The organism is Natrinema salsiterrestre (assembly GCF_029502005.1).
Classification (GTDB): Archaea; Halobacteriota; Halobacteria; order Halobacteriales; family Natrialbaceae; genus Natrinema; species Natrinema salsiterrestre.
Genome location: NZ_JAMQOT010000005.1, coordinates 40,845 through 62,130 on the forward strand (window position 1 = coordinate 40,845; position 21,286 = coordinate 62,130).

Below are 21,286 nucleotides of genomic sequence, written 5' to 3' on the forward strand. Positions count from 1 at the left end.
CGGGTTTTTCGGTGATCCGCGGACGACGACGGCCCGCTGTCGGCTTCGCACTTCCGATTAGAAGGTGATGATCTCGTAGTCGTCGTCGACCAGCGAACGGATGCTCGGGTGACCGTCGTTCTCGTCGATGGTGACGACGCCGGCGTCGTTGATCGCCTGGTCGACGCCGAACGCGCCGGCACAGTGGTCGCAGGCGGCCGCTTCGTTGCTCACGGACTGATAGAGATCGTGGTAGTCGTGGTCCTCGTCCTCGAGTTCCGGGATCCACTGCGTTCCCGCGCCGTCGAAGATGAGTTCGAGTTCGTCCTCGGCGTTGTCGGCGAACTCCTTGGCCGCTTCGAGTCCGTTGACGAGACGGCCGAGGTCGCTGTGAGATTCGGTACCTGCCAGAATGATAACTGCTGCTTTCGTCATTACGGTCGATATACACGATGTGATACTAAAAGGGGAGTGCGGTCGTGTGCAACGAATGCACCTCCGTCGCCCGCGCGTGATTGTAGCGCGGTACTGCCGCGTCGCGAACGCCGCTTCCCAGTCCCGTTCCGATCCGTCGGGACCGTACCGATCAGTGATCGTGACTGTGGTCGGGAGAGCCGCCGCGAGTGAACTGCCCGGAGAACGCGCGCTGGACGACTTCCGAGAGGGCGGGATGGATGTGGACCGACTGGCGGATGTCCTGGACCGTTCCGGAGCCGGCCGTCATCGCGACGACGACCTCCTGAATCAGATCCGAGGCTTCGGGCCCGATGATGTGACAGCCGAGGATCTCGCCGTCGAGGTCGATGATCGGCTTGACGAACCCCTCCGCTTTCATCGCGCTCCCGCGGGCCGTCTCCTCGTAGCGGTAGGTCCGCTTGGCGTATTCCCGATCGCTCGCGCGGAGTTCCTGTTCGGTCAGTCCGACGCCGGCGACTTCCGGCGACGCGAAGACGGCGAAGGGCATCGCGGAGTAGTCGACCGGCTCGAGGTCGTCCCGGAAGAGGTTGCGCGTGACGGCCTGTGCCTCGTGATTCGCGTTGTGTTTCAGCAGGTACTCGCCGACGATGTCGCCGAGCGCCCAGACGCCGTCGGCGGTCGTCCGCAGGTACTCGTCGGTCTCGACGAACCCGGCCTCGTCGGTTTCGATGCCGGCGGCCTCGGGGTTCAGCGTATCGGTGTTGGGCACGCGACCGGCCGCGACGAGCAGTTCGTCGCCGGTGACCGAGACCGGGTCGTCCGAGTTCGCGTCGCCGCCATCGCCGTACGTGTAGGGGTTGGCCTCGACGGTGATCGAACCGTCGGATTCCGAGACGTTCGCGGCCTCGTAGCCGGTGTACAGGTCGAACCGGTCGGCGTAGCGCTCGGTGAACGCCTCGGCCACCTCCTCGTCGGCGTCGGGGAGCAGGTTCGGTCGCCGGCCGACGATCGACACGTCGCTGCCGAACGTCCCGAAGAACTGGCCGAGTTCGGCGGCGATGTAGCCGCCGCCGACGATCACGAGGTGATCCGGAGGGGACTGCAACTGCAGCGCTTCCTTGCTGGTGAGGTAGTCGACGGTCTCGATGCCGTCGATCGGCGGAATCGCCGGACGGGTGCCCGCCGCGACGAGGACGGTGTCCGCGGCGAGTCGCTCGCCGTCGTGGTCGCCGCCGGCGAGTTCGATCGTTCGGTCGTCGACGAATCGGCCCTCCGCGTCGTACAGGTCGTGGCGATCGGAAGACGTCAGTCCGCGCCGGATCGAGTCCGAACTGTCGTGAACGTCCTCGGTGACCTCCCGAACGATACCGGCGAAGTCGACGTCGTTCACCGTGGCGTCGATCTGGAACTCGTCGGCGCGCTCGATCGTCTCCATGACGTCGGCGTGGTACAGCAGCATCTTCGAGGGGATACACCCCCGATTGAGACAGGTCCCGCCGAGTCGGCCCTTCTCGACGACCGCGACCGATTGGCCCTGATTCGCCGCCGCGTTCGCCACGTCGAGACCCGACCCGGACCCGATGACGAGAAAGTCGTACTCCTCCATGGGGAGGAGTGGGTTCGGAGCGCAAAGAATCCTCCACCCCGTTTCCGCGTGAATCGACCTGAATACATCCGATACGTCGTCTGAACCGACCGCGGGGACGCGACCGACGGCGGTTCACTCTTCGACGGGCGGCCACTCCCACGCGTCGGCTTCGACCACCGCGAGGAGTCGCCGCCGTCGATCGGTCACCTCGGCGAGGGCCTCGGCGAACTCCCGATCCGAAACGGTCGGGATACCGTCGTCGCGCAGGCGCTCGAGGTCCGGGGCCCGCGGAACGGACGGCGCGGGCTCGATGAACGCCGTGTCGAGCGTCTCGAGGTAACTCTGCGCGCTCGAGCGGCCGTTCTCGATGGTCGCGGGGTCGAGGCTGTGTTCGTCCGGAACGGCGTGTCGAAAGAGCATGAGCGCTTCGTCGAAGATGGGGACGGCCACGGCCGAGGCGCGGTCGTCCTGTTCGCTGTGGTAGTAGTGCAAGATCGGGTAGGACTTGTGTTGCTCGGCGAGGGTGCTCAGCTCGGAGGCCAGCGTCTCGAGAGTGAGTTCGAGCCCCTCGAAGTCCTCGCCGGTCCAGCCCGTTCGCACGAGCGCCTCGCTTCGGTGTCCCAGCCCCGTGACGGTGCTGGCGAAGGAGCGTTTGTCGGAGACCGCGCCGAGAACGGTGAGGACGTAGGAGACGCCCAGCGTGACGAAGGCCATGCCGGAGGCCGTCGTGAACGCGCTGGCGACCTCCCAGATGTCGCCGCCGTAGACGGGGGTGTAGTCGCCGTTCCCGTCGGTGAACATCGTGTAGGCGACGTAGTAGAACCGTCCCCACCAGTCGGCGGGACCGCCGGTACGCGTGTTGACCACGGCGAGGGATTCGCTCGAGAAGACGATCGTCCAGCCGATCCAGATGAGACCGATCCACGTCGCGAGCGTGAGGACGAGAATGAGCGGGCCGGCGATACTGAGCGCCCTGTTGCGATCGCCGGTCGCGATGCGGAGCCCCTTCCAGACTGCGGTCGTGAGCCGACCGGAGACGGGACCGGATCCGCCGTCGACCCAGAGGGTCGTCCAGATGATGTCCACGATCGCGGCGACGAGGATACCGATTCCGACGACGAGATAGACCGGATTCATTCCACGATGGCTCGCTCTTCGACGACGCCCGCCAGCACCTGCGCGATCTCCGCGTTGGTCTCGGGGCTGTAGTGGCCTCCTTCCCCGCGTTCGACGTACAGCGACTCGACGTCGCCGTCCTCGGGAGTGAGGTGAGTCGCCATATCGATCGTCGTCAGGTCGTCGTAGCGCTCGTCGAGGCGGTCCATCAGGTCGCCGTAAATCGGTCCGTGTTCCGACTCGTACGTCGCGTACCGGAGCTGCTGGACCATCACGAACGTCGGCTCGAAGTCGTGTTCGTCCGCGTAGTCGACGAACCGCTCGATGAGCGCGTCGAAGAGGTACTCGTGCGTGTCGAACAGTCGCTCGTGGTACCGGACGCGGGGTTGCTCCAATCGCAGCGCGGACTGTGTCTGAGCTAGATCGAAATCGATGCCCGGGATCGAGCGCTCGAGTCGGCGCTCTAGCTCCTTTCCGGCCGTATACGCCGCGTACCGGACGTGTTCGTTCTTCTCGAGGAAGTCGGTCGTGTACGGACGCGACGCGAAGTGCGGCTCGAACCAGTGGTCGTAGTGAAAGTCGTACTCGCGGAGGAAGTCGGCCTTCGACTCGAGGTCGAGCAGATCCTCTTTCTCGTCGACGGGGCTTTCGACGCGCCGGAGGTCGCCGTCCTCGAGGACGTATCGGGGTTTGACCGCGAGGATGTTGCCGAACTCCTGGTAGTGTTTCCAGACGCTGAGGATGCGCGCGATCGAGGAGGCGGTGACGACCACGAAGACGTGATCGGTCGGGTCGTCGGGATACTGGCGCTCGAGTCGCATGAGCGCTTGATCGAGGCCGTAGTTGCCGCCGCCGTAGTTGGCCACGTGGGTATCGAGCTCCCCCGCGAGGTAATTCTGGAACGTCTCGTCGTTGTCGACCTCCCGGCAGAAACAGTAGGAGTCGCCGTACGTCGAGACCGTCACGTCGGCGTCGGGATCGCGGTCTCTGGCGGGACAGACCCGACTCCCGTACTCGTCGGTCGAGTACGTCACGACGCTGCGGAGCTCCTCGCCGGGGAGGTGATCGCCCGTGTCCTTCTGTTTCTCACGGTTCGGCTGTGGGCACCAGCCCAGTTCGGCGTCGAAACTGCTGAACTTCCCCAGTAATTCGCGGTCGATCTCGGGGAACTCCTCGGTCGCAACCGACGGAATCCGTTCGAGGGCCCGGTACGACACGATCTCGAGAACCACCACGCCGACGACGAGAGCGAGCGCGGTCGCGACGAGCGGAAGCATCGGACCACCATACCAGAACGGGGGATAAGTCGATTGGGCCGGAGTATGCCACTTTCACGATTGCGAAGAGGAACGGCCTCAGAGCGATCCGTCGACGGGAATCGGCGGTTCAGGTCGCCGTTCGTCGCACATCGACCTGCCGACGGCGGTCGCGGATCGCGTAGGCGCTGTAGGTGCTGACGGACGTTCTGTCGCGGCCGGTCAGTTCGTCGTCACCGCGACCGTCGTGTTCGGACGCACCGTCTTCGTCGCCCGGCCACGGGGTATCGCGGTTCTCCGTGCCGTCGTAGTCGCTCATCGTCGGTCTCGACTCGACGATCGGCATCGCTCACGCAAAGGTTCGCTGCCCGTGTATGCAGGCTCTTGTGACGGAGGTAACGGGAGATTCGACACGGCGTCCCCTCACCGAACCACGGTAACAGGAACCGGCGAGTGGCGGACGACGACTTCGGCGACGCTCCCGAGCACGATTCGTGCGACGCCGGATCGACCGTGACTGCCGATGACGACGTGGTCGATGGGGTTCCGTTCGACGTACTCGAGGATTTCCTGCGCCGGCGTCCCCGTCCGAGTCCGCGTTTCGACGTCCCTGCCGCGTTCGTCGGCGATGGTCTCGGTTGCTGTCCGGTCGGCAGTGGCTTCGCTCGGACCCGTCCGGGCGTCGTCGCTGGCTCCGGCATCGCCCGCGGCGTTCGGAATGTACGAGACCGAAGCGGTATCGATGACGGTCAAGACGACGACGTCGCCGTCGGGAAACAGGTCGAAGGCGTACTCGAGGGCGTCGGCGGCGGGCTCCGAATCGTCGAACGGAACGAGGACCCGTGGCGTCATGGGTTCGTCCGTCTATCCGCGTCCCCTTCAGTCTGGTTCAGGCGAGTTCACCGTTGCCGGGGACCGGTCGGAAACGACGATCCGGGGATCAGTGCTCGATTCGGCGGTCAGAGGGCGAGATAGGGGCCGACACCGAGCAGGACGACGCCCAGACCGACCTTCAGCCGCTCGGGATCGACGACGTGAGCGACCCGCCAGCCGATGACGACGCCGAGCAGGAGCGGCGTCCCGACGACGACCGCGACCGGAATCGAGACGTTCCCCTGCAGGAAGTAGCCCGAGGCCGCGAACGTCGCGATAAAGATCGACTGGACCTGTGCAGCGGCGACGGCGAGCAGCATCGGTACCCCGACGAGCACCAGGGCGGGGACGGCCAGTACAGGGCCGCCGATCCCGAGCAAGCCGCTGCAGACGCCGAGCACGAACCCGAGCCCGCCCAGGACGATCCGGCCGGACCGAGTCAGCGGCTCGAGGTCGTAGATCGGTCGAAATCCCCGGCGCTCGCGGTAGAGAATGATACCGCCGACGGCCATCGCGACGCCGCCGAGCAAGAGCCCGAACAGGGCGCGCGACACGAAGGAGTTCGCGTACGCGCCGACGAGCGCGCCGAAGACGCTCGTCGCGCTGAGGACGATCGCGATGGCACGGCCCTCCCCGGTGCCCATCTCGCCGGAGTACACGTAGGCGGCGCTCCCGACGAGTCCAGTGACCACGAAGGTCGCGTGAGCGGTGCCGGCGACCTGACTCGAGGCCAGCGGCGTCAGCGAATAGAGGGCGATCGTCACGAAGATCCCGCCGGGGCCGATGGTTGTGATCCCGATCCCGGAAAAGAACGCGATCGAGACGAGCAACAGCGTCAGCGAGAGGTGGAAGGGGAGTTCGAACATGGAGGGACGGCGTTGTTCACGTGTCCGTCCCGGCACGCCTGACTCTTCTGGTCGGACCCGGTCTGATCTCAGAGGAGTTCGACGATCGAGCGAGCCAGCGATTCGGCCGTCACGAGCGACGTGAGGAACACCAATACGACGACCGCGAGGAAGATCACGCGCTCGAGTCGACTCGGCTCGACGTACCGTTCGATCGCGGCGAACAGTGCGAGCGCCGTGATCGGCAGGCCGACGACACCGTTGACTGCGGGCATCAGTAGTGCGAGCCGCACTGGCGTAAACTCGGTAAAGGCGAGGATCGGGATCGCGAGGAGGACCGACAGTCCGATCAGGAAGTGGACGGTCCGCCGGAAGTGCATGTCGCCGAAGTGGGTCGTCAGTTCGTAGGATTGCGGGACCATGAAGCCGGCGGCGAACAGCGTTCCGGTCGCGCTCGTGAACGACGCAGCGCCGACGGCGAGGACGAACACCGAAAGCACCCACGGGCCGATCATATCGGTGAGCGGTTCTGCGGGTGCGGTCAGCGTGAGCGTCCCGTCGGGGATGGCCATGGCAGCCGCGATAATAACCGTCGCACTGAGGGCGACGACGGCGGCCAGGCCGACCGTGTGGTCTTTCCGATATCGAGAGACGGCCGTCCAGTCTTTCTCGTGTTGCATGCTGGTCTGAATGAAGAAGTTCGGATAGTAGACCGTCGTCCCCAGCAGTGCGATGATCATCGTCAGGTAATTCAGGTCGGCGGAGATCGTCGGAACGAACCCGAGAGCCACGCCACCGAGCGGGGGCTGAAGGTTCGCGACGATGACCAGATAGGACGCGAAAATCGCCAGCACGAGCGCCGCGATGACTCCCTCGATGCGGCTATAGACGCGGAGTTCGACGAGCGAGATACCGAGCGCCGCCGTGATGATGATACCCACGTACAGGTTCGAAACCGGGGTGAGAAAGACCAGCGCAGCCCCTGCGAGTGCGTAGTTGGCGACGCTCCAGAACTGCATGATGAACGCGATGCCGATCGCGAACGGTTTCGCAGCCCGCGGCCCGATCACGTCCCTGATGTAGTCCATCAACGGTTCGTTCCTCGCCGCCAATCGAGCGGACATCTCGTGCATCGTCAGTCCGACGCCGAGGGTCAGCGGCAGGACCCATAGGAGGCCGAACCCGAAACTGACGCCCGCCTGTGTCAGAATGTAGACGGACCCGGCTCCGAAAATATTCGCCGCAAAGAGGAGTCCGAGCCCGTACTGGTGAATTGTTTCTTTAGCCTTTTCGACAGGAACGTCGACCGCGGTACTGTGTTCTTCCATGTGTCGTAGTCTCCCGAAAAGCTCGGTTGTCGGATTCCTCGAGCCCGCGACCGATCCCGCGATTCGAGGGACTGCCAGGTGCATGTCATCCGTGTACTGTAGTACGGAATTCCGTAGCAGATGCAACGACCGGGATTCGGTTGAGGGGAAAGCTTGAGATAGCAGACACCCCTTCCCATCCGGGGTCGGGTAATATCGAAGTTGCTCGAACCGGCTACGACAGCGGCGGCCGAGCCTCGTGCGACGGCGAATACGCGATCGGAAAACGGGAGCCGGCGCGAAAGGAATTCGGGTGTCTCGGATAGCTACTCCGCCCCTAGATCGGAGACGTCGGCCCTATCAGGGGGGTCCGTTCGTCACGATCGACGCGCTCGAGAGTGTGCGGGCAGTACGTTCTTGTCGCTCCGGATCGAACCGACCGGTGGAGAGGAAGTTGCCTTCAGAAGAAGGCCTATATATTTCTATCCCTTACCAGAGGTGAAGACCGAAATCTATGCAAGGACAATCCAATCAGCAGGCGTACGACCGCGGGATCACCATTTTCTCCCCGGACGGACGCCTCTATCAGGTCGAGTACGCCCGCGAGGCCGTCAAGCGCGGAACCGCGAGCGTCGGACTCCGCACGCCCGACGGCGTCGTCCTCGCCGCCAACCGGCAGGTGAGCTCGCCGCTCATGGAACGCGAGAGCGTCGAAAAGATCCACAAGGCCGACGATCACGTCGGCGTCGCGAGCGCCGGGCACGTCGCCGACGCCCGCCAGCTCGTCGACCTCGCCCGTCGCCGCGCGCAGGGCGAACAGCTCCGGTACGGCCAGCGGATCGGCGTCGAAACGTTGACGCGAGCCGTCACCGATCACATCCAGGAGTACACCCAGACCGGCGGTGCCCGCCCGTTCGGCGTCGCCCTCCTCGTCGGCGGTATCGACGACGGCGAACCGAAACTGTTCGAGACCGACCCCTCGGGGACGGACTACGAGTGGAAAGCGGCCGCCATCGGCGGCGACCGCGACACGATCCAGGGTTACCTCGAGGAGCACTACCGCGAGGACCTCGACGTCGACGCCGGTATCGAGCTCGCGCTGAGCGCGCTCAGCGAAGCCGAAGAGGAAGTCGTCGATCCCGAAGACGTCGACGTCGCGACGATCACGACCGAGGACGAGTCGTTCCACTCGGTCGAGACGGACCACCTCGAGTCGATCGTCGCCGAGATCGACCAGCCCGAGGAGGAGACCGATGAATAACTGGACCCAGCCGTCGACGCCGCAGGGGAACGGCGATCCGTCGCCGTACGAGCCCGAACTGGGTTCGCTCCCCGACGGGAGTCAGGGAAGCGACGACTACGGCGAGAACGTGAACTCCACGGGGACGACGACCATCGGGATCACGACCGACGAGGGCGTCGTCATCGCGACGGACATGCGCGCCAGTCTGGGCGGCCGGTTCGTCTCGAACAAGGACGTCCAGAAGGTCGAGCAGATCCACCCGACCGGCGCGCTCACGCTCGTCGGCTCGGTCGGCGGCGCGCAGTCGTTCATCCGAACGCTGCGGGCCGAGGTCAACCTCTACGAATCGCGCCGCGGCGAGCCGATGCCGATCGAGGCGCTGGCGACGCTCGCGGGCAACTTCGCCCGCGGCGGCCCGTTCCGGGCGATCAACCCCATCCTCGGCGGCGTCGACACCGAGGGCAGCCACGTCTACAGCATCGATCCCGCCGGCGGCGTCATGGCCGACGACTACACCGTCACCGGCAGCGGGATGCAACTGGCCTACGGGCTCCTCGAGAACGAGTACGAAGACGACCTCTCGCTTGAGGAAGCCCAGTCGGTCGCCGCTCGCGCTATCAAGAGCGCGGTCGAGCGCGACACCGGCTCCGGGAACGGCGTCTTCCTCGCGGAGGTCACCGACGAGGGCGTCGACATTCGGGGCCACAACGACTTCGACGACGTCATCTAGGCTCGCATCGTTTTCCGGCATTGGATCGTTTCGGTTCGCGCTCGCGCGCGTACACGTGACTTTTATTAGGGGCGGACTGCTATCCGAAAGCAGGTTTTACATGTCCCAGGAAAGCGAGTACGGAGCCGGGCAGATTCAGGTCCTCGAGGGCCTGGAAGCGGTCCGAAAGCGACCGGCGATGTACATCGGCTCTACCGATTCTCGAGGCCTTCACCATCTCGTCTACGAAGTGGTGGACAACTCGATCGACGAGGCGCTGGCCGGCCACTGCGACGACATCACCGTCACCATCCACGAGGACGGCTCGGTGAGCGTCGCGGACGACGGCCGCGGTATCCCCGTCGACACACACGAAGAGTACGACCGCCCCGCACTCGAGGTCATTCTGACCGTCCTCCACGCCGGCGGCAAGTTCGACAACAAGTCCTACCAGGTCTCCGGGGGACTCCACGGCGTCGGGGTTTCCGTCGTGAACGCCCTCTCCGAACGCCTCGAGGCCGAAGTCAAACGCGACGGCGGCGTCTTCCGCCACGCGTTCGAGGCCGGCGAACCCGTCGGCGACATGGAGCGCGTTCGCGACATGGAGCCGGACGAGGAGACCGGGAGCCAGATCACGTTCTGGCCCGATACGGGCGTCTTCGAGACGGGCGACGTCTCGTTTTCGACCCTGTCGAACCGGCTCCGGGAACTGGCCTTCCTCAACTCGGGCGTGCGCATCACGCTTCGAGACGAGCGCGAAGCGACGGACGAGGGCGACCCCGTTTCCGAGACCTACGAGTACGACGGGGGCATCCGCGAGTTCGTCGACTATCTCAACGAGACGCGCTCGGCGATGCACGACGACATCATCTACTTCGAGGACGAGGAACAGAACATTCAGGTCGAAGTGGCGATGCAGGCCACCGAGGAACTCCAGGGTTCGATCCACGCCTTCGCGAACAACATCAACACCCGCGAAGGCGGCACCCACCTCACCGGGTTCAAGACCGCGCTGACCCGGACGGTCAACGACTACGCCAACGACAACGACCTCCTCTCCGACCTCGACAACAACCTCAAAGGAGAGGACATCCGCGAGGGGCTGACCGCGGTCATCTCGATCAAACACCCCGATCCCCAGTTCGAGGGCCAGACGAAGACGAAACTCGGCAACTCGGAAGTCCGAGGCATCGTCGAGAGCGCCATGCACGAGGGCCTCGGTACCTACTTCGAGGAACACCCAGACACCGCCGAGGCGATCGTCGCCAAAGCGGTCGAAGCGGCGAAGGCACGTATGGCCGCCCAGAAGGCCGAGGAACTGACCCGCCGGAAGTCCGCCCTCGAGTCCACCTCGCTGCCGGGGAAGCTGGCCGACTGCCAGACCAAAGACCCCGACGAGGCCGAACTGTTCATCGCGGAGGGTGACTCCGCGGGCGGCAGCGCGAAACAGGCCCGGAACCCCGAGTTCCAGGCCGTCCTCCCCATTAAGGGGAAGATCCTCAACGTCGAGAAACACCGGCTCGACCGCATCCTCGAGAACGACGAGATCCGGAACATGATCACCGCGATCGGCGCGGGGATCGGCGACGAGTTCGACGTCGAGGACGTCCGCTACAAGAAGATCATCATGGCGACGGACGCCGACGTCGACGGCGCGCACATCCGGACGCTCCTGCTCACGTTCTTCTACCGGCACATGCGGCCGCTGCTCGAGGGCGGCTACGTCTACGCGACCCAGCCGCCCCTGTACCGCATTCGGTACCGCGGCGAGACGTACGACGCGATGACGGAGGCCGAACGCGACGAGATCATCGAAGAGAAGTGCAACGGGAGTCCGTCCCAAGTCCAGCGGTTCAAGGGGCTCGGCGAAATGAACCCCGAGCAGCTCTGGGAGACGACGATGAACCCCGACAACCGCATCCTCAAGCAGATCACGATCGAGGACGCGGCCGCGGCGGACAAGATGTTCTCCGTCCTGATGGGCGACGCCGTCGAACCCCGCAAGCAGTTCATCAAGGATCACGCCCCCGAAGCCGAGTGGATCGACATCTAACGAAATTTTGCTCTGCGGGCCAGCGTAGCTGGCCCTCGGCAAAATTTCGATCAAAAGCACTCCTCCCTCCCCTACGGGTCGGTCGTCGGCCCGTTCGCGAGTTCGCGGTGCGAACTCGCTCACGGATGCAGTGCCTGCCAACCAACCGACAAAAACCAGTGAACGAATGAGTTCAGACGTACCCGATCCGACGGACGTAGAGGCACGGTCAGTCGAAAACGTCCGTATCGAAGACGAGATGGAGCAGAGTTACATCGACTACGCGATGAGCGTCATCGCCGGTCGCGCCCTCCCCGACGCCCGCGACGGGCTCAAACCCGTCCACCGGCGCATCCTCTATGCGATGCACGAGATGGGCGTCTCCTCCGGGAGCAGCCACCGCAAGTCCTCCTCGATCGTCGGGGAGACGATGGGTGACTACCACCCCCACGGCGACAGCGCGATCTACGACACCCTGGTCCGGATGGCCCAGGACTTCTCGATGCGGTATCCCCTCGTGGACGGTCAGGGGAACTTCGGCTCGATGGACGGCGACCCGGCCGCCGCACCCCGATACACGGAGGCCCGGATGGCCCCCGTCGCCGAGGAGTTACTCGAGGACATCGACAAGGACACGGTCGACTTCTCGCCGAATTACGACGACCGCCTGCAGGAGCCGGACGTGCTCCCGGCGGCGTTCCCGAACCTCCTCGTCAACGGTTCCTCGGGGATCGCGGTCGGGATGTCGACGAACATCCCGCCCCACAATTTGGGCGAGGTCATCGACGCGACGATCGAGCTGATCGATAACCCCGACGCGACCGTCGACGACCTGATGGAGCACGTCAAGGGGCCTGACTTCCCGACGGGCGCGAACATCGTCGGCCGGGACGCCATCTACTCGGCGTACAAGACCGGCCGCGGCCGCATCCGCGTCCGCGCCGAGTTCGAAGTCGAGGAGTGGCAGTCCAACCGGGAGCGGATCGTCGTCACCGAACTCCCCTTCCAGGCCAACAAGGCCCGCCTCGTCGAGCGCATCGCCGAGGACGTCAACGAGGGCGAGATCGAGGGCATCTCCGACCTGCGCGACGAGTCCGACCGCGACGGCGTCCGCGTCGTCATCGAACTCAAGCGGGGCGCGAACGCCGACGTCGTCAAGAACAAACTGCTCGAGAACCACCTGGAGCGGACCTTCGGCGTCATCAACCTCGCGCTGGTCGACGGCCAGCCGCGGGTCCTCTCGCTGAAGGAGACTCTTGCGGAGTACATCTCCCACCGCCGCGAGGTCGTCCGCCGACGCAGCGAGTACGACCTCGCGGAGGCCGAGGACCGAGCCCACATCCTCGAGGGCCGGCTGACCGCCGTCGAGAACGCTGAAGACGTCGTCGAGCTGATCCGCAACAGCGAGGATCGGTCGGCGGCGAAGGACGCGCTGCAGGAGGCCTACGACTTCTCGGCGGATCAGGCCGACCACATCGTCCGGATGCAACTCGGGAGCCTCACGTCCATGGAGGCCGCCGAGATCGAGGACGAGTACGAGGAGGTCCAGGCCGAGATCGAACGCCTGACCACGATCCTCGAGAGCGAGTCGGAACTGCTGACCGTCATCAAAGACGAACTCCGGGAGATCAGAGACGAGTACGCCGACGACCGCCGGACCTCGATCATCGAGGACCAGGGAACGGTCACCCACGAGGACCTCATCCCAGAGGAGGAGGTCTTCGTCGTCATGACGGAGGACGACTACGTCAAGCGGATGCCGATCGAGAACTTCGACCCCCAGGGTCGGGGCGGCAAAGGGATCATCGGCGCGGACGTCAAGGAGGACGACCGCGTGTCGACGGTCTTCCGGGCCAACACGCACGATTACCTGCTCTGCTTCACCAATCAGGGCGAGGTCTACCGGCTCAAGACCTACGAGATCCCGGAGATGGGCCGGACCGCCCGCGGCAAATCGGCGGTCAACATCCTCGATCTCGATCCCGGCGAGGACATCACGGCCATCGTCGACACCGACGCCTTCGGCGACGACGAGTTCGTGACGATGGCCACTCGGAACGGCTACGTCAAACGCACTGCCGGCGAGGAGTTCGACAACATCCTCTCGACGGGCATCATCGCGGCCGACCTCGAGGAGGGCGACGAACTCGTCGACGTCGAAGTCACCGACGGCACGCAGGATCTGGTCATCGCGACGGAAGGCGGGATGACGATCCGCTTCGACGAGGACGAGGTCCGTTCGATGGGGCGGAACGCCCGCGGCGTCAACGGGATCAAATTACAGGACGACGACGCCGTGGCGGGGCTGGTCGCGACCGACGAGGGCGACGAGCGGGCGCTGCTGACGGTCACCGAAAACGGCTACGGCAAGCGGACGCTGCTCGCCGAGTATCGCACCCAGTCCCGGTACGGAAAGGGGCTGATCGACATCAAGACCGGCGAGCGCAACGGTCCCGTGACGGCCGTCAAAGCGGTTGCAGACGACGATCAGCTCGTCCTGATGAGCGAGCGCGGCCAGATCGTCCGGACCCGGGTCGACGAGATCTCGACCGTGGGCCGGAACACGATGGGCGTCATCGTCATGGAAGTCGAGGACGGCGACGCGGTCGCCGCAGTCGACGACATTCCGGCGGCGGCGACCGCGGACGCCGACGGCGCAGTCGAGGAACCGAACTGAACGGACCGTCCCGTTTCGAGAGCGATTTTCCGATTCGGTCGACGACGGAGAGCAGACGCTAGAAGGATAGAGAGAGAGATAGCCGGCTGCTGCGGTTCAGTGGGCCGGTTCCTCGGCGGGCGCGACCATGTCGTCGATCCGCAGGATGATGATGTTGTTCGTGTCGTCTTTCCCGTCGACGGTCCCCTCGATGACGAGTTTCGAGAGCGGCGTCGGGCCGACGGTGACGGAGTCGTCTTCGTGAATATCGCTGAGCGTGCCCTGAATGTGGATCTCCGCGCGGCAGAGTTCGGGGTGGTGAACGCTCGAGAGATCGATCTCCTCGATGATCATGTCGTCGATGGGCTCCCCTTCGTGTTGCATCGGGACCGCAGCGGGCTCGTCCATCTGCTGGATCTCGAGGGCCTCGTAGGCCGTGGCCGTGGGCTTGTACCCCCCTTTCGGTCCCGGTACACCCTCTACCAGTTGGAGGGCTTTGAGACTCTGCATCTGGTTTCGGATCGTCCCCGGATTCCGGTCGACCTGTTCGGCGATATCCTCCCCTTTGATGGCGTCTTCGGTCTCTTTGTGAAGGTTCGTGAGCGCACGGAGGATTTTCTTCTGGCTCGGTGTGAGTTCGATTGATGACATAGGTATATATTCGTATTTGGTTTCCTTAAACCCGGCGGGTGAGCCGGATCGGTTTCCTCGTATTGGGACGTTTCACTCCGGTACGGGAAGGTGTTTCTCTTCGTTTTTCCGGGCGAGTACCATCTTTCTTGTCGATCACTGGTGTCTAGAAACACGACCACTGCCGAGTGAAACGCCGCTGGGGAGATATCGAGGGATCCGATGAGAACTGTCGGCGCACTCCGTGACGGTGAGACCCTCTTGAACCCTCGAGAGCTGCTGTGAATCGCGAAACCTTCCGGTTACGGTTCGGGTTCCGCGGGCGGGACGACCCACACGTGGCTCGCGACTGATTCGGGGAGCGAGACGGGGTCGTCGGCCTCGCTCGAGCGGGCGGTCACCATTCCGAACGGTGCGATCTCGATGATCTCGAGTTCGACGCCCGGTTCGACGCCGTGCTCCGCGAGATAGGAGAGGACCGCCGGATCGTGGTCGGCGACTTCGGCGACGGTGACGACGGTTCCCTCCTCGAACTCGGCGATCGACTCGCCGTCGGGACGCGTCGGTGGCTCGAGGTCTGCGCTGGGGATCGGGGAGCCGTGCGGGTCGACGTCGGGCTCGCCGAGGGCGGCGGCGACGCGCGCTTCGAAGTCCTCGCTGATGTGGTGTTCGAGCCGGTCGGCCTCCGCGTGGACTTCGGACCAGTCGTAATCGAGGTGTTCGGTGAGGTACGCTTCGAGGAGGCGGTGGTGACGGACGATCTCGAGGGCGACGGTTTCGCCCTCGTCGGTCAGGGTCACCCCGCGATACTTTTCGCGGTCGACCAGCTCCCGCTCCTCGAGCTTGTCGAGCATGCTGGTGACGGTCGGCGACGTGACGTCCAGTTCGGCCGCGATCTCGGAGGTCTTGATCCGATCGTCGGTCTCCCGCTGGAGCTGATAGATCGCTTTGAGATAGTCCTCCATCACGTCGCTCAACATCATTCTGTGCCGGATTTAGAGACGTCTAACCCTAAAGCTATCGCCAGCGAAACGGCACCGAATCGTCACGATCAAATCGGCCGTCGACGTATCGAAACTATGGAACGGAACGTCAGGATAATCGGTGCGCCGATGGACTACGGTGCGAATCGGCGCGGCGTCGACATGGGGCCGTCCGCGATCCGGTATGCCGGTCTGGCCGACGGCCTCGAGCGGGCGGGCGTCGAACCGATCGACGACGGTGATCTATCGATGCCTCGGGCGGAGGAGCGAGATCCGGACGCCGACCAGCCCAGCAGCGGGAACGCGAAGTTCCTCCGGGAGGTCCAGGACGTCTGTACGCGGGTCGGCGATCGGGTCGCGGCGACGCTCGCTGACGGCGAGTTCCCGCTCGTGCTGGGCGGCGATCACTCCGTTGCGATCGGATCGCTCAACGGCTCGTCGCGGGGAGCAGACCTCGGTGTCGTCTGGTTCGATGCCCACGCCGACCTCAATACGCCCGAGACCTCTCCCAGCGGGAACGTTCACGGAATGCCGCTGGCTGCGTCCCTCGGCCGCGGCGCGTTCGGCGAAACGGACTGGGCCCCCGCGCCCGATCTTCGGGAGTCGTCGATCGCCTACGTCGGCCTTCGGAGCATCGACGAACGGGAGCGCGAACTGATCCGGGACAGCGACATGACCGCCTTTACCATGTCCGATATCGACCAGCGCGGGATCTCTGCGGTCGTCGAGGACGCGCTCGCGGTCGCGACCGACGGGACCGACGGCGTCCACGTCAGCCTCGACCTCGACTGGCTCGATCCGAAGGAGGCACCCGGGGTGGGTACCCCGGTCCGGGGCGGCGTTACCTACCGAGAGGCCCACGCCGCGCTCGAGGCCCTGTCCCGCCGCGACGAGGCCGACGGGATTCTCCGATCGATGGACGTCGTCGAAGTGAACCCGATCCTGGACGAGGCGAACGAGACGGCGACCCTGGCGGCGGAACTGACGGCGAGCACGTTCGGCAAACGGATCCTCTGAGGGACGTTTCGGGGCGATCCGCTTCGTGACTGCGGATAAACAAGTGTGAATCTTTTGCACACCGATACTCGTTCCAACACCTTTGTATCATAGTGATTCCCAGTGTGGGATATGACTGAGAACGTCGTCGTGCTCGGTGCGGGATACGCTGGCACCGGGACGATCAACAGGCTCCAGTCGGAGCTCGGGGGCAACGCGCGGCTAACGTGGATCGCCGACGTCGATTATCACCTCGTCCTACACGAGTCCCATCGTGCGATCCGGGACCCGGATGTCCGCTCGGACATCACGTTCCCGATCGATCAGATCGCGGATCCGTCGACCCAGTTCATCGAGGACGAAGTGACCGGTCTCGACGTCGACGAGCAGGTCGTCGAACTCGCCGACGGCGACGACGTCGACTACGATTACGTTCTCGTCGGCCTCGGCAGCCAGACCGCCTACTACGGAATCCCGGGCCTCGAGGAGCACTCCCTGACCCTGAAGAGCCTCGACGACGCCCTCGAGATTCACGAAGCCGTCAGCGACGCCAGTCAGGAGGCGACTCGCGGCGAGCCCGCCCAGATCGTCATCGGCGGTGCCGGCCTCTCCGGCATCCAGACGGCGGGCGAGATCGCCGAGTTCCGCGACGAGCACCGCGCCCCGATCGAGATTCACCTCGTCGAGGCCCTCGAGGAGATCTTCCCGGGCAACGATCCGGAGGTCCAGCAGGCCCTTCGCGACCTGCTCGAGGAAGCGGGCGTTCAGATCCACACGGACGACCCGATCACGGAGGCCACCGAGGACCACATCGAGTTCGACGAGGGCGAGCCCCTCGATCACGACGTCCTCGTCTGGACCGGCGGGATTACGGGTCGCGACGCGATGGACGACGCCGACCTCGACAAGGAGCACAACCGCGTCAACACGGGGGCCAATTTCCAGACCTCCGACGAGCGCGTGTTCGCCATCGGTGACTCGGCGATCATCGATCAGGGCGACCAGCCCGCGCCGCCGACGGCACAGGCCGCCTGGCAGGCCGCGGAAGTCGCCGGCGAGAACATCGCGCGTGCGATCGAGAACCGGCCGCTCAAGACCTGGGAGTACGACGACAAGGGGACGGTCATCTCCGTCGGCGAGAAGGCCGTCGCCCACGACGTCAAGCCGGCCTTCGGCATCTCGCTGCCCGTCGACACCTTCGGCGGCTTCCCGGCCCAGAACCTCAAGAAGATGATCGCCGCCCGCTGGATCGCCGACATCACGTCCTGGAACGTCGCGCGCAAGTCCTGGTCGTCGCTGTAGACCCCCACTCGCGCACCCCCCAACGACTTCTTTCGTCTCCGTTTTCGAACTCGCCTTTCGGATCGCCGTTCGCGTCTCCCGGTAGCCGACCCGCAAATCAACGTAGTCGAGCGATACTTCGCCGCTCGAGTCCGGCCGTCGACTTACTCACTCGAATCCGAGCGAGGCGTCGGGGCTGACGGGTTCGACATCGCCTGCCGCCGCGGCTTCGTTGTAGATGTGACCCCACATGGCGAACAGCAGGTTGAGCTGATACGCCACGAGAACGAACGCCAGCGGAACGATGAGGACGATACCGAAGACGGTGATCATCAGGACGAACCAGACGATATTGACCACGATCGACAGCACGACCGAGAACGCGATGTACGCGAGCACGCCCTTGAGGTAGTGCATCGAGAGCGCGAACTCGAGTATTCGGCCGTCGGAGAACACTTTCCTCACACTTCCCGTCCCGATCACGACGGGCACGATCGCACCCGTGAGGTAGGATCCGGCCAGCGAGAGGAGGAATCCGAGTCCGGCGATCGCGATGACGAGCGACGGGGTATCGCTGACCGCGATGATCGCGAGCACGAGCGCCCCGATCGCTGCGCTGAACGCGACCGTGATACCCAGGAGGAGCCCGCCGAGTAGCAGTCCGTCTCTTCCCAGTCCGCCCCAGTCGTCGAACGACGGCGGGACCTCGTCACCGCGGGCCGCAGCGCGGCCGACCCGATAGGCGTAGCCGAGAGCGAAGATCAGCGGGATCAACAGAAAGGAACCGAAGAAAACGAGGACGGAATCGATCAGCAACGGTTTCCCGTCCTTGCCGAGGGGGAATTTGAACGAGAACTCGAGGAGATCCCGGTCGTGTCGTTTCGGCCTCGACTGATCGTCCGCGTCCGTTGCAGCCGAAACCGGGTCTTCGTGTATGCTCGACGTTGTGTCTCCCCCCGTTGAATCGGTACTCGACCAGCCAGCCGATCCGTCGGCATTCGCGGAGTCGGCGCTCGACCACTCGGACCTCGGCTCCGCGTCGCTCCGATCCGCTGCGAGCTTCGAGCCGCAATCCGGACAGAGAATCGTCCCCCCTTCGAACCCCTCGTCACAGTCGTGACAGTACGGCATAGGCGAAGACTCGTTCACATCTGTATATGAATTCTGGTTTGAATGATGAGACCGATCGAACGAGTTCTGCATGTCCAGTACTGTACGCACAGCCGTTCTACTGTGCGACATCGACTACTCGGCGGCCGGTGGTTCGTCCTCATCCCCCCGGTCCTTCCCCATCGGCCGGGCCGGGACGCCTGCGACCGTCGTGTCCGGTGGCACGTCTTGGGTCACGAGCGAGTTCGCCGCGATGCTGGCCCCCTCGCCGATTTCCACGCCGGGCAGGACGATCGCACCGGCCCCGATCATCGCCCGTTCGCCCACGATGACCTCACCCGTCCGGTACTCGTCTTGCAGGAATTCGTGACAGAGGATCGTCGCGTCGTAGCCGATTATCGCGTCCGCCCGCACGGTGATCAGGTCCGGCCAGAAGACGTCCGGCGTGGCCTCGAGGCCCCAGGAAACGCCGTCACCGACCGTGACGCCGATGCGGCGCAGGAGCCAGCGCTTGAGCCGGAGGCTGGGCGATATTCGGACGAGCCACACGACGACGTAGTTGATCGCGACCCGGAGCGGGTTCCGGGCGGTAGTCCAGTGGGACAGCGAGTTTCGCGGCCCCGGGGTCGCGTGGCGCTGGACGCGGTCCTGTCGCGGCGTCGTATCGTCGGAAGCTGTCACTGATCGCATCGTTTGACGTATCGGTACATCAAACCGACCGGTTCGGAAACCGGATCGCTCGATCCGGCCGTGCCGGACCGCCGGGACAGCGACGATGGCCCGGTGTGAATCCGCGATCCGGCGATGGAGCCGATCGGTGGTCCGGCGAAACCGTCGCGCCACACCGGTCCGGCCCTCGAATTCTCGTGCCACAACTACTCCCCGATCGAATTCCGACTATCTCGACCGTGTGTGGACGACAGATCCCTGCTTGGTTAGGGGATGTCGCTGTCCGGACGGCCGACAACGACGACCTATGCGACAGCCCCACTCGACGCACCTCGAGACGGATACAGTCTTCGCGATTCTGTCGAACCCGACGGATCGGTCCGTCGTGCGGTATCTCTGTACGGTTCGGGAAACGACCGTTCGAGAGCTCGCGAGACAGATTGCGACGTCGGAGCGAAACGACGCTCCCAGCGAGGCGGGACCGACCGCCCGACCGGCCGTCGTCACCGCACTGCATCACAATCACCTCCCGCGGCTCGATACACACGCCGTGGTGTCGTACGACGACTCCGCAGACAACGTAACGCGCGGGGCGAACTTCGAGGAGATCGAAGCGTTCGTCGAACCCCTCGAGGCCCGCCACGTCGAATAGACTGGATCGATCGAATCGACATCGTAACTGCGAGGCCCGAGCAGCGGTTTTGCCGGGTCTCGGTCGAGACGGTTCTCAGACGATATCGGACGCCCCGCTCGAGCGTTCGCCGGGGAGTCCCACTCGGTCGCGGAACGCGGCACCCGAGAGATCACAGCGATAGGCCGGCTTGAACATCATGTTCGCGCCGCCGGCCTCCACGTTCAACGCGGACGCGATCTCCTCGCGCAAATAGTACTGCGCCCGTTCGTTGCCGTCCCTGACGTAGTAATCGCTGAGCCGAATCGGGTCTCGTTCGAAGCAGCCGCCGGGCTCGCGACCGTCGACGATCACGACCGGCTTCTCGAGGTAAAGGTCGCCGTCCCGGGCGCGTTTCGCGTGGGCGTTGTCCGAATGCGCCTCGAGAATCGCCTCGCGCTCGGCCGGCGGGGTGTCGGGGCCGACGACGGCCACCTCGTCGACGGTAAAGTAGCCGATCAGGTAGCGATGGGCGCGGTCCCCGCCGGGGCGGCGCAGGCCGGCGTAGAAGCCGACGACGTCGCCGGGCTCGAGCGCGCCCAGTCGCGAGACGTAGCCGCTGGTCCGGTGTTCGCCGTAAGTCAGCGCCTCGAAGTTCGGATCGCGGTGGAGCGGCCACGACTCGAGGGCCTCGCCGGTGACCGTTTCGGTCCCGTCGTGGACGGGCTGGGGCGTGATGCGAGTCGTGAGATCCGCCGCAGTGCCCTCGCCGGTACGGAGCGACCACGAGCCGAGGGTTTCCGACTCGGTCGTCTCGCGGGTTTTCTCCGGGATCGGAACGTACTCGAACCGGCCGTCGTCGTACAGCGGGGCCAGCGCGCCGACGTTCGTGCTGTCAGCGCCGACGCCGGCGAGAACGACAGTCATGGGAGTATTCGTATCCCGAGATGGGATCGAGGCGGCGATAAAACCGCTGGTCGGCGGCC

Annotated in this window: 20 protein-coding genes; 7 read left to right on the forward strand and 13 right to left on the reverse strand. The window is 64.9% G+C overall.

Annotated elements, in window-relative coordinates; translation table 11 throughout:
- Window positions 1-57: 57 nt before the first annotated feature.
- The 8 genes from NDI89_RS14455 to NDI89_RS14490 form a co-directional block, all read right to left on the reverse strand.
- The gene (locus NDI89_RS14455; protein ID WP_277522317.1) at window positions 58-414 is read right to left on the reverse strand and encodes a hypothetical protein; all 357 of its coding nucleotides are present in this window, start codon (window positions 412-414) and stop codon (window positions 58-60) included.
- 151 nt (window positions 415-565) lie between these two features.
- Window positions 566-2,002 carry a dihydrolipoyl dehydrogenase gene (locus NDI89_RS14460; RefSeq protein WP_277522318.1) on the reverse strand — a complete coding sequence of 479 codons (1,437 nt, stop codon included), beginning with the start codon at window positions 2,000-2,002 and terminating at the stop codon, window positions 566-568.
- A 114-nt stretch (window positions 2,003-2,116) separates the two neighbouring features.
- The gene (locus tag NDI89_RS14465; protein ID WP_277522319.1) at window positions 2,117-3,121 is read right to left on the reverse strand and encodes a two pore domain potassium channel family protein; all 1,005 of its coding nucleotides are present in this window, start codon (window positions 3,119-3,121) and stop codon (window positions 2,117-2,119) included.
- Complete coding sequence (locus NDI89_RS14470; RefSeq protein WP_277522320.1) at window positions 3,118-4,377, reverse strand: hypothetical protein; 1,260 nt, start codon at window positions 4,375-4,377, stop codon at window positions 3,118-3,120. Before NDI89_RS14470 ends, NDI89_RS14465 begins: the two co-directional genes overlap by 4 nt.
- Before the next feature lie 109 nt (window positions 4,378-4,486).
- On the reverse strand, window positions 4,487-4,675 hold the full coding sequence (locus NDI89_RS14475) for a hypothetical protein (RefSeq protein WP_277522321.1): 189 nt from the start codon (window positions 4,673-4,675) through the stop codon (window positions 4,487-4,489).
- Window positions 4,676-4,779: 104 nt separating this feature from the next.
- Window positions 4,780-5,208 carry a universal stress protein gene (locus NDI89_RS14480; protein ID WP_277522322.1) on the reverse strand — a complete coding sequence of 143 codons (429 nt, stop codon included), beginning with the start codon at window positions 5,206-5,208 and terminating at the stop codon, window positions 4,780-4,782.
- 107 nt (window positions 5,209-5,315) lie between these two features.
- Window positions 5,316-6,095 (reverse strand): sulfite exporter TauE/SafE family protein, encoded by a 780-nt coding sequence (locus NDI89_RS14485; protein ID WP_277522323.1) that lies wholly within the window; start codon window positions 6,093-6,095, stop codon window positions 5,316-5,318.
- Window positions 6,096-6,163: 68 nt separating this feature from the next.
- Entirely contained in the window at window positions 6,164-7,402 is a 1,239-nt protein-coding gene (locus NDI89_RS14490; protein ID WP_277522324.1) for an NRAMP family divalent metal transporter, read from the reverse strand.
- A gap of 493 nt (window positions 7,403-7,895) precedes the next feature.
- Here NDI89_RS14490 and psmA point away from each other — a divergent pair, with 493 nt between their 5' ends.
- The 4 genes from psmA to gyrA all read left to right on the forward strand — a co-directional run bounded on the left by psmA (window position 7,896) and on the right by gyrA (window position 14,042).
- Window positions 7,896-8,642, forward strand: a complete 747-nt coding sequence (gene psmA, locus NDI89_RS14495; protein WP_277522325.1) for an archaeal proteasome endopeptidase complex subunit alpha — start codon at window positions 7,896-7,898, stop codon at window positions 8,640-8,642.
- The gene (gene psmB, locus NDI89_RS14500; RefSeq protein ID WP_277522328.1) at window positions 8,635-9,354 is read left to right on the forward strand and encodes an archaeal proteasome endopeptidase complex subunit beta; all 720 of its coding nucleotides are present in this window, start codon (window positions 8,635-8,637) and stop codon (window positions 9,352-9,354) included. Before psmA ends, psmB begins: the two co-directional genes overlap by 8 nt.
- A 100-nt stretch (window positions 9,355-9,454) precedes the next feature.
- Window positions 9,455-11,386 (forward strand): DNA topoisomerase (ATP-hydrolyzing) subunit B, encoded by a 1,932-nt coding sequence (gene gyrB / locus NDI89_RS14505; RefSeq protein WP_277522329.1) that lies wholly within the window; start codon window positions 9,455-9,457, stop codon window positions 11,384-11,386.
- A 166-nt stretch (window positions 11,387-11,552) separates the two neighbouring features.
- Complete coding sequence (gyrA, locus tag NDI89_RS14510) at window positions 11,553-14,042, forward strand: DNA gyrase subunit A (protein WP_277522330.1); 2,490 nt, start codon at window positions 11,553-11,555, stop codon at window positions 14,040-14,042.
- A gap of 96 nt (window positions 14,043-14,138) precedes the next feature.
- On the opposite strand, the gene NDI89_RS14515 is transcribed toward gyrA, so the two are convergent.
- Window positions 14,139-14,672: an Rrf2 family transcriptional regulator gene (locus NDI89_RS14515; protein ID WP_226006935.1), complete on the reverse strand. Its 534-nt coding sequence runs from the start codon at window positions 14,670-14,672 to the stop codon at window positions 14,139-14,141.
- A 281-nt stretch (window positions 14,673-14,953) separates the two neighbouring features.
- Window positions 14,954-15,634 (reverse strand): metal-dependent transcriptional regulator, encoded by a 681-nt coding sequence (locus tag NDI89_RS14520; RefSeq protein ID WP_277522333.1) that lies wholly within the window; start codon window positions 15,632-15,634, stop codon window positions 14,954-14,956.
- Window positions 15,635-15,730: 96 nt separating this feature from the next.
- On the opposite strand from NDI89_RS14520, the gene rocF reads away from it, so the two are divergent.
- Together rocF and NDI89_RS14530 are read left to right on the forward strand one after the other, a co-directional pair.
- Window positions 15,731-16,651, forward strand: coding sequence for an arginase (gene rocF, locus NDI89_RS14525; RefSeq protein ID WP_277522336.1), 921 nt, complete (start codon window positions 15,731-15,733; stop codon window positions 16,649-16,651).
- 111 nt (window positions 16,652-16,762) lie between these two features.
- Entirely contained in the window at window positions 16,763-17,932 is a 1,170-nt protein-coding gene (locus tag NDI89_RS14530) for an NAD(P)/FAD-dependent oxidoreductase (protein ID WP_277522338.1), read from the forward strand.
- Between the two features lie 147 nt (window positions 17,933-18,079).
- Here the strand turns inward: NDI89_RS14530 and NDI89_RS14535 are convergent, their stop codons facing one another.
- Complete coding sequence (locus NDI89_RS14535) at window positions 18,080-19,042, reverse strand: DUF4013 domain-containing protein (RefSeq protein WP_277522340.1); 963 nt, start codon at window positions 19,040-19,042, stop codon at window positions 18,080-18,082.
- A 114-nt stretch (window positions 19,043-19,156) separates the two neighbouring features.
- Window positions 19,157-19,702, reverse strand: a complete 546-nt coding sequence (locus NDI89_RS14540) for an acyltransferase (RefSeq protein WP_277522962.1) — start codon at window positions 19,700-19,702, stop codon at window positions 19,157-19,159.
- Window positions 19,703-19,997: 295 nt separating this feature from the next.
- Between NDI89_RS14540 and NDI89_RS14545 the strand changes: the two genes are divergently transcribed.
- Window positions 19,998-20,342: a DUF7344 domain-containing protein gene (locus tag NDI89_RS14545; protein WP_277522342.1), complete on the forward strand. Its 345-nt coding sequence runs from the start codon at window positions 19,998-20,000 to the stop codon at window positions 20,340-20,342.
- Between the two features lie 75 nt (window positions 20,343-20,417).
- Here the strand turns inward: NDI89_RS14545 and NDI89_RS14550 are convergent, their stop codons facing one another.
- Window positions 20,418-21,227 carry an Nmad3 family putative nucleotide modification protein gene (locus NDI89_RS14550; protein WP_277522343.1) on the reverse strand — a complete coding sequence of 270 codons (810 nt, stop codon included), beginning with the start codon at window positions 21,225-21,227 and terminating at the stop codon, window positions 20,418-20,420.
- Window positions 21,228-21,286: the final 59 nt, after the last annotated feature.

Excerpts from the sequence above, each read along its gene's own strand:
- NDI89_RS14455 (WP_277522317.1), bottom strand. The coding sequence starts at position 414 with ATGACGAAAGCAGCAGTTATCATTCTGGCAGGTACCGAATCTCACAGC.
- NDI89_RS14460 (WP_277522318.1), bottom strand. The coding sequence starts at position 2,002 with ATGGAGGAGTACGACTTTCTCGTCATCGGGTCCGGGTCGGGTCTCGAC.
- NDI89_RS14465 (WP_277522319.1), bottom strand. The coding sequence starts at position 3,121 with ATGAATCCGGTCTATCTCGTCGTCGGAATCGGTATCCTCGTCGCCGCG.
- NDI89_RS14470 (WP_277522320.1), bottom strand. The coding sequence starts at position 4,377 with ATGCTTCCGCTCGTCGCGACCGCGCTCGCTCTCGTCGTCGGCGTGGTG.
- NDI89_RS14475 (WP_277522321.1), bottom strand. The coding sequence starts at position 4,675 with ATGAGCGACTACGACGGCACGGAGAACCGCGATACCCCGTGGCCGGGC.
- NDI89_RS14480 (WP_277522322.1), bottom strand. The coding sequence starts at position 5,208 with ATGACGCCACGGGTCCTCGTTCCGTTCGACGATTCGGAGCCCGCCGCC.
- NDI89_RS14485 (WP_277522323.1), bottom strand. The coding sequence starts at position 6,095 with ATGTTCGAACTCCCCTTCCACCTCTCGCTGACGCTGTTGCTCGTCTCG.
- NDI89_RS14490 (WP_277522324.1), bottom strand. The coding sequence starts at position 7,402 with ATGGAAGAACACAGTACCGCGGTCGACGTTCCTGTCGAAAAGGCTAAA.
- psmA (WP_277522325.1), top strand. The coding sequence starts at position 7,896 with ATGCAAGGACAATCCAATCAGCAGGCGTACGACCGCGGGATCACCATT.
- psmB (WP_277522328.1), top strand. The coding sequence starts at position 8,635 with ATGAATAACTGGACCCAGCCGTCGACGCCGCAGGGGAACGGCGATCCG.
- gyrB (WP_277522329.1), top strand. The coding sequence starts at position 9,455 with ATGTCCCAGGAAAGCGAGTACGGAGCCGGGCAGATTCAGGTCCTCGAG.
- gyrA (WP_277522330.1), top strand. The coding sequence starts at position 11,553 with ATGAGTTCAGACGTACCCGATCCGACGGACGTAGAGGCACGGTCAGTC.
- NDI89_RS14515 (WP_226006935.1), bottom strand. The coding sequence starts at position 14,672 with ATGTCATCAATCGAACTCACACCGAGCCAGAAGAAAATCCTCCGTGCG.
- NDI89_RS14520 (WP_277522333.1), bottom strand. The coding sequence starts at position 15,634 with ATGATGTTGAGCGACGTGATGGAGGACTATCTCAAAGCGATCTATCAG.
- rocF (WP_277522336.1), top strand. The coding sequence starts at position 15,731 with ATGGAACGGAACGTCAGGATAATCGGTGCGCCGATGGACTACGGTGCG.
- NDI89_RS14530 (WP_277522338.1), top strand. The coding sequence starts at position 16,763 with ATGACTGAGAACGTCGTCGTGCTCGGTGCGGGATACGCTGGCACCGGG.
- NDI89_RS14535 (WP_277522340.1), bottom strand. The coding sequence starts at position 19,042 with ATGCCGTACTGTCACGACTGTGACGAGGGGTTCGAAGGGGGGACGATT.
- NDI89_RS14545 (WP_277522342.1), top strand. The coding sequence starts at position 19,998 with ATGCGACAGCCCCACTCGACGCACCTCGAGACGGATACAGTCTTCGCG.
- NDI89_RS14550 (WP_277522343.1), bottom strand. The coding sequence starts at position 21,227 with ATGACTGTCGTTCTCGCCGGCGTCGGCGCTGACAGCACGAACGTCGGC.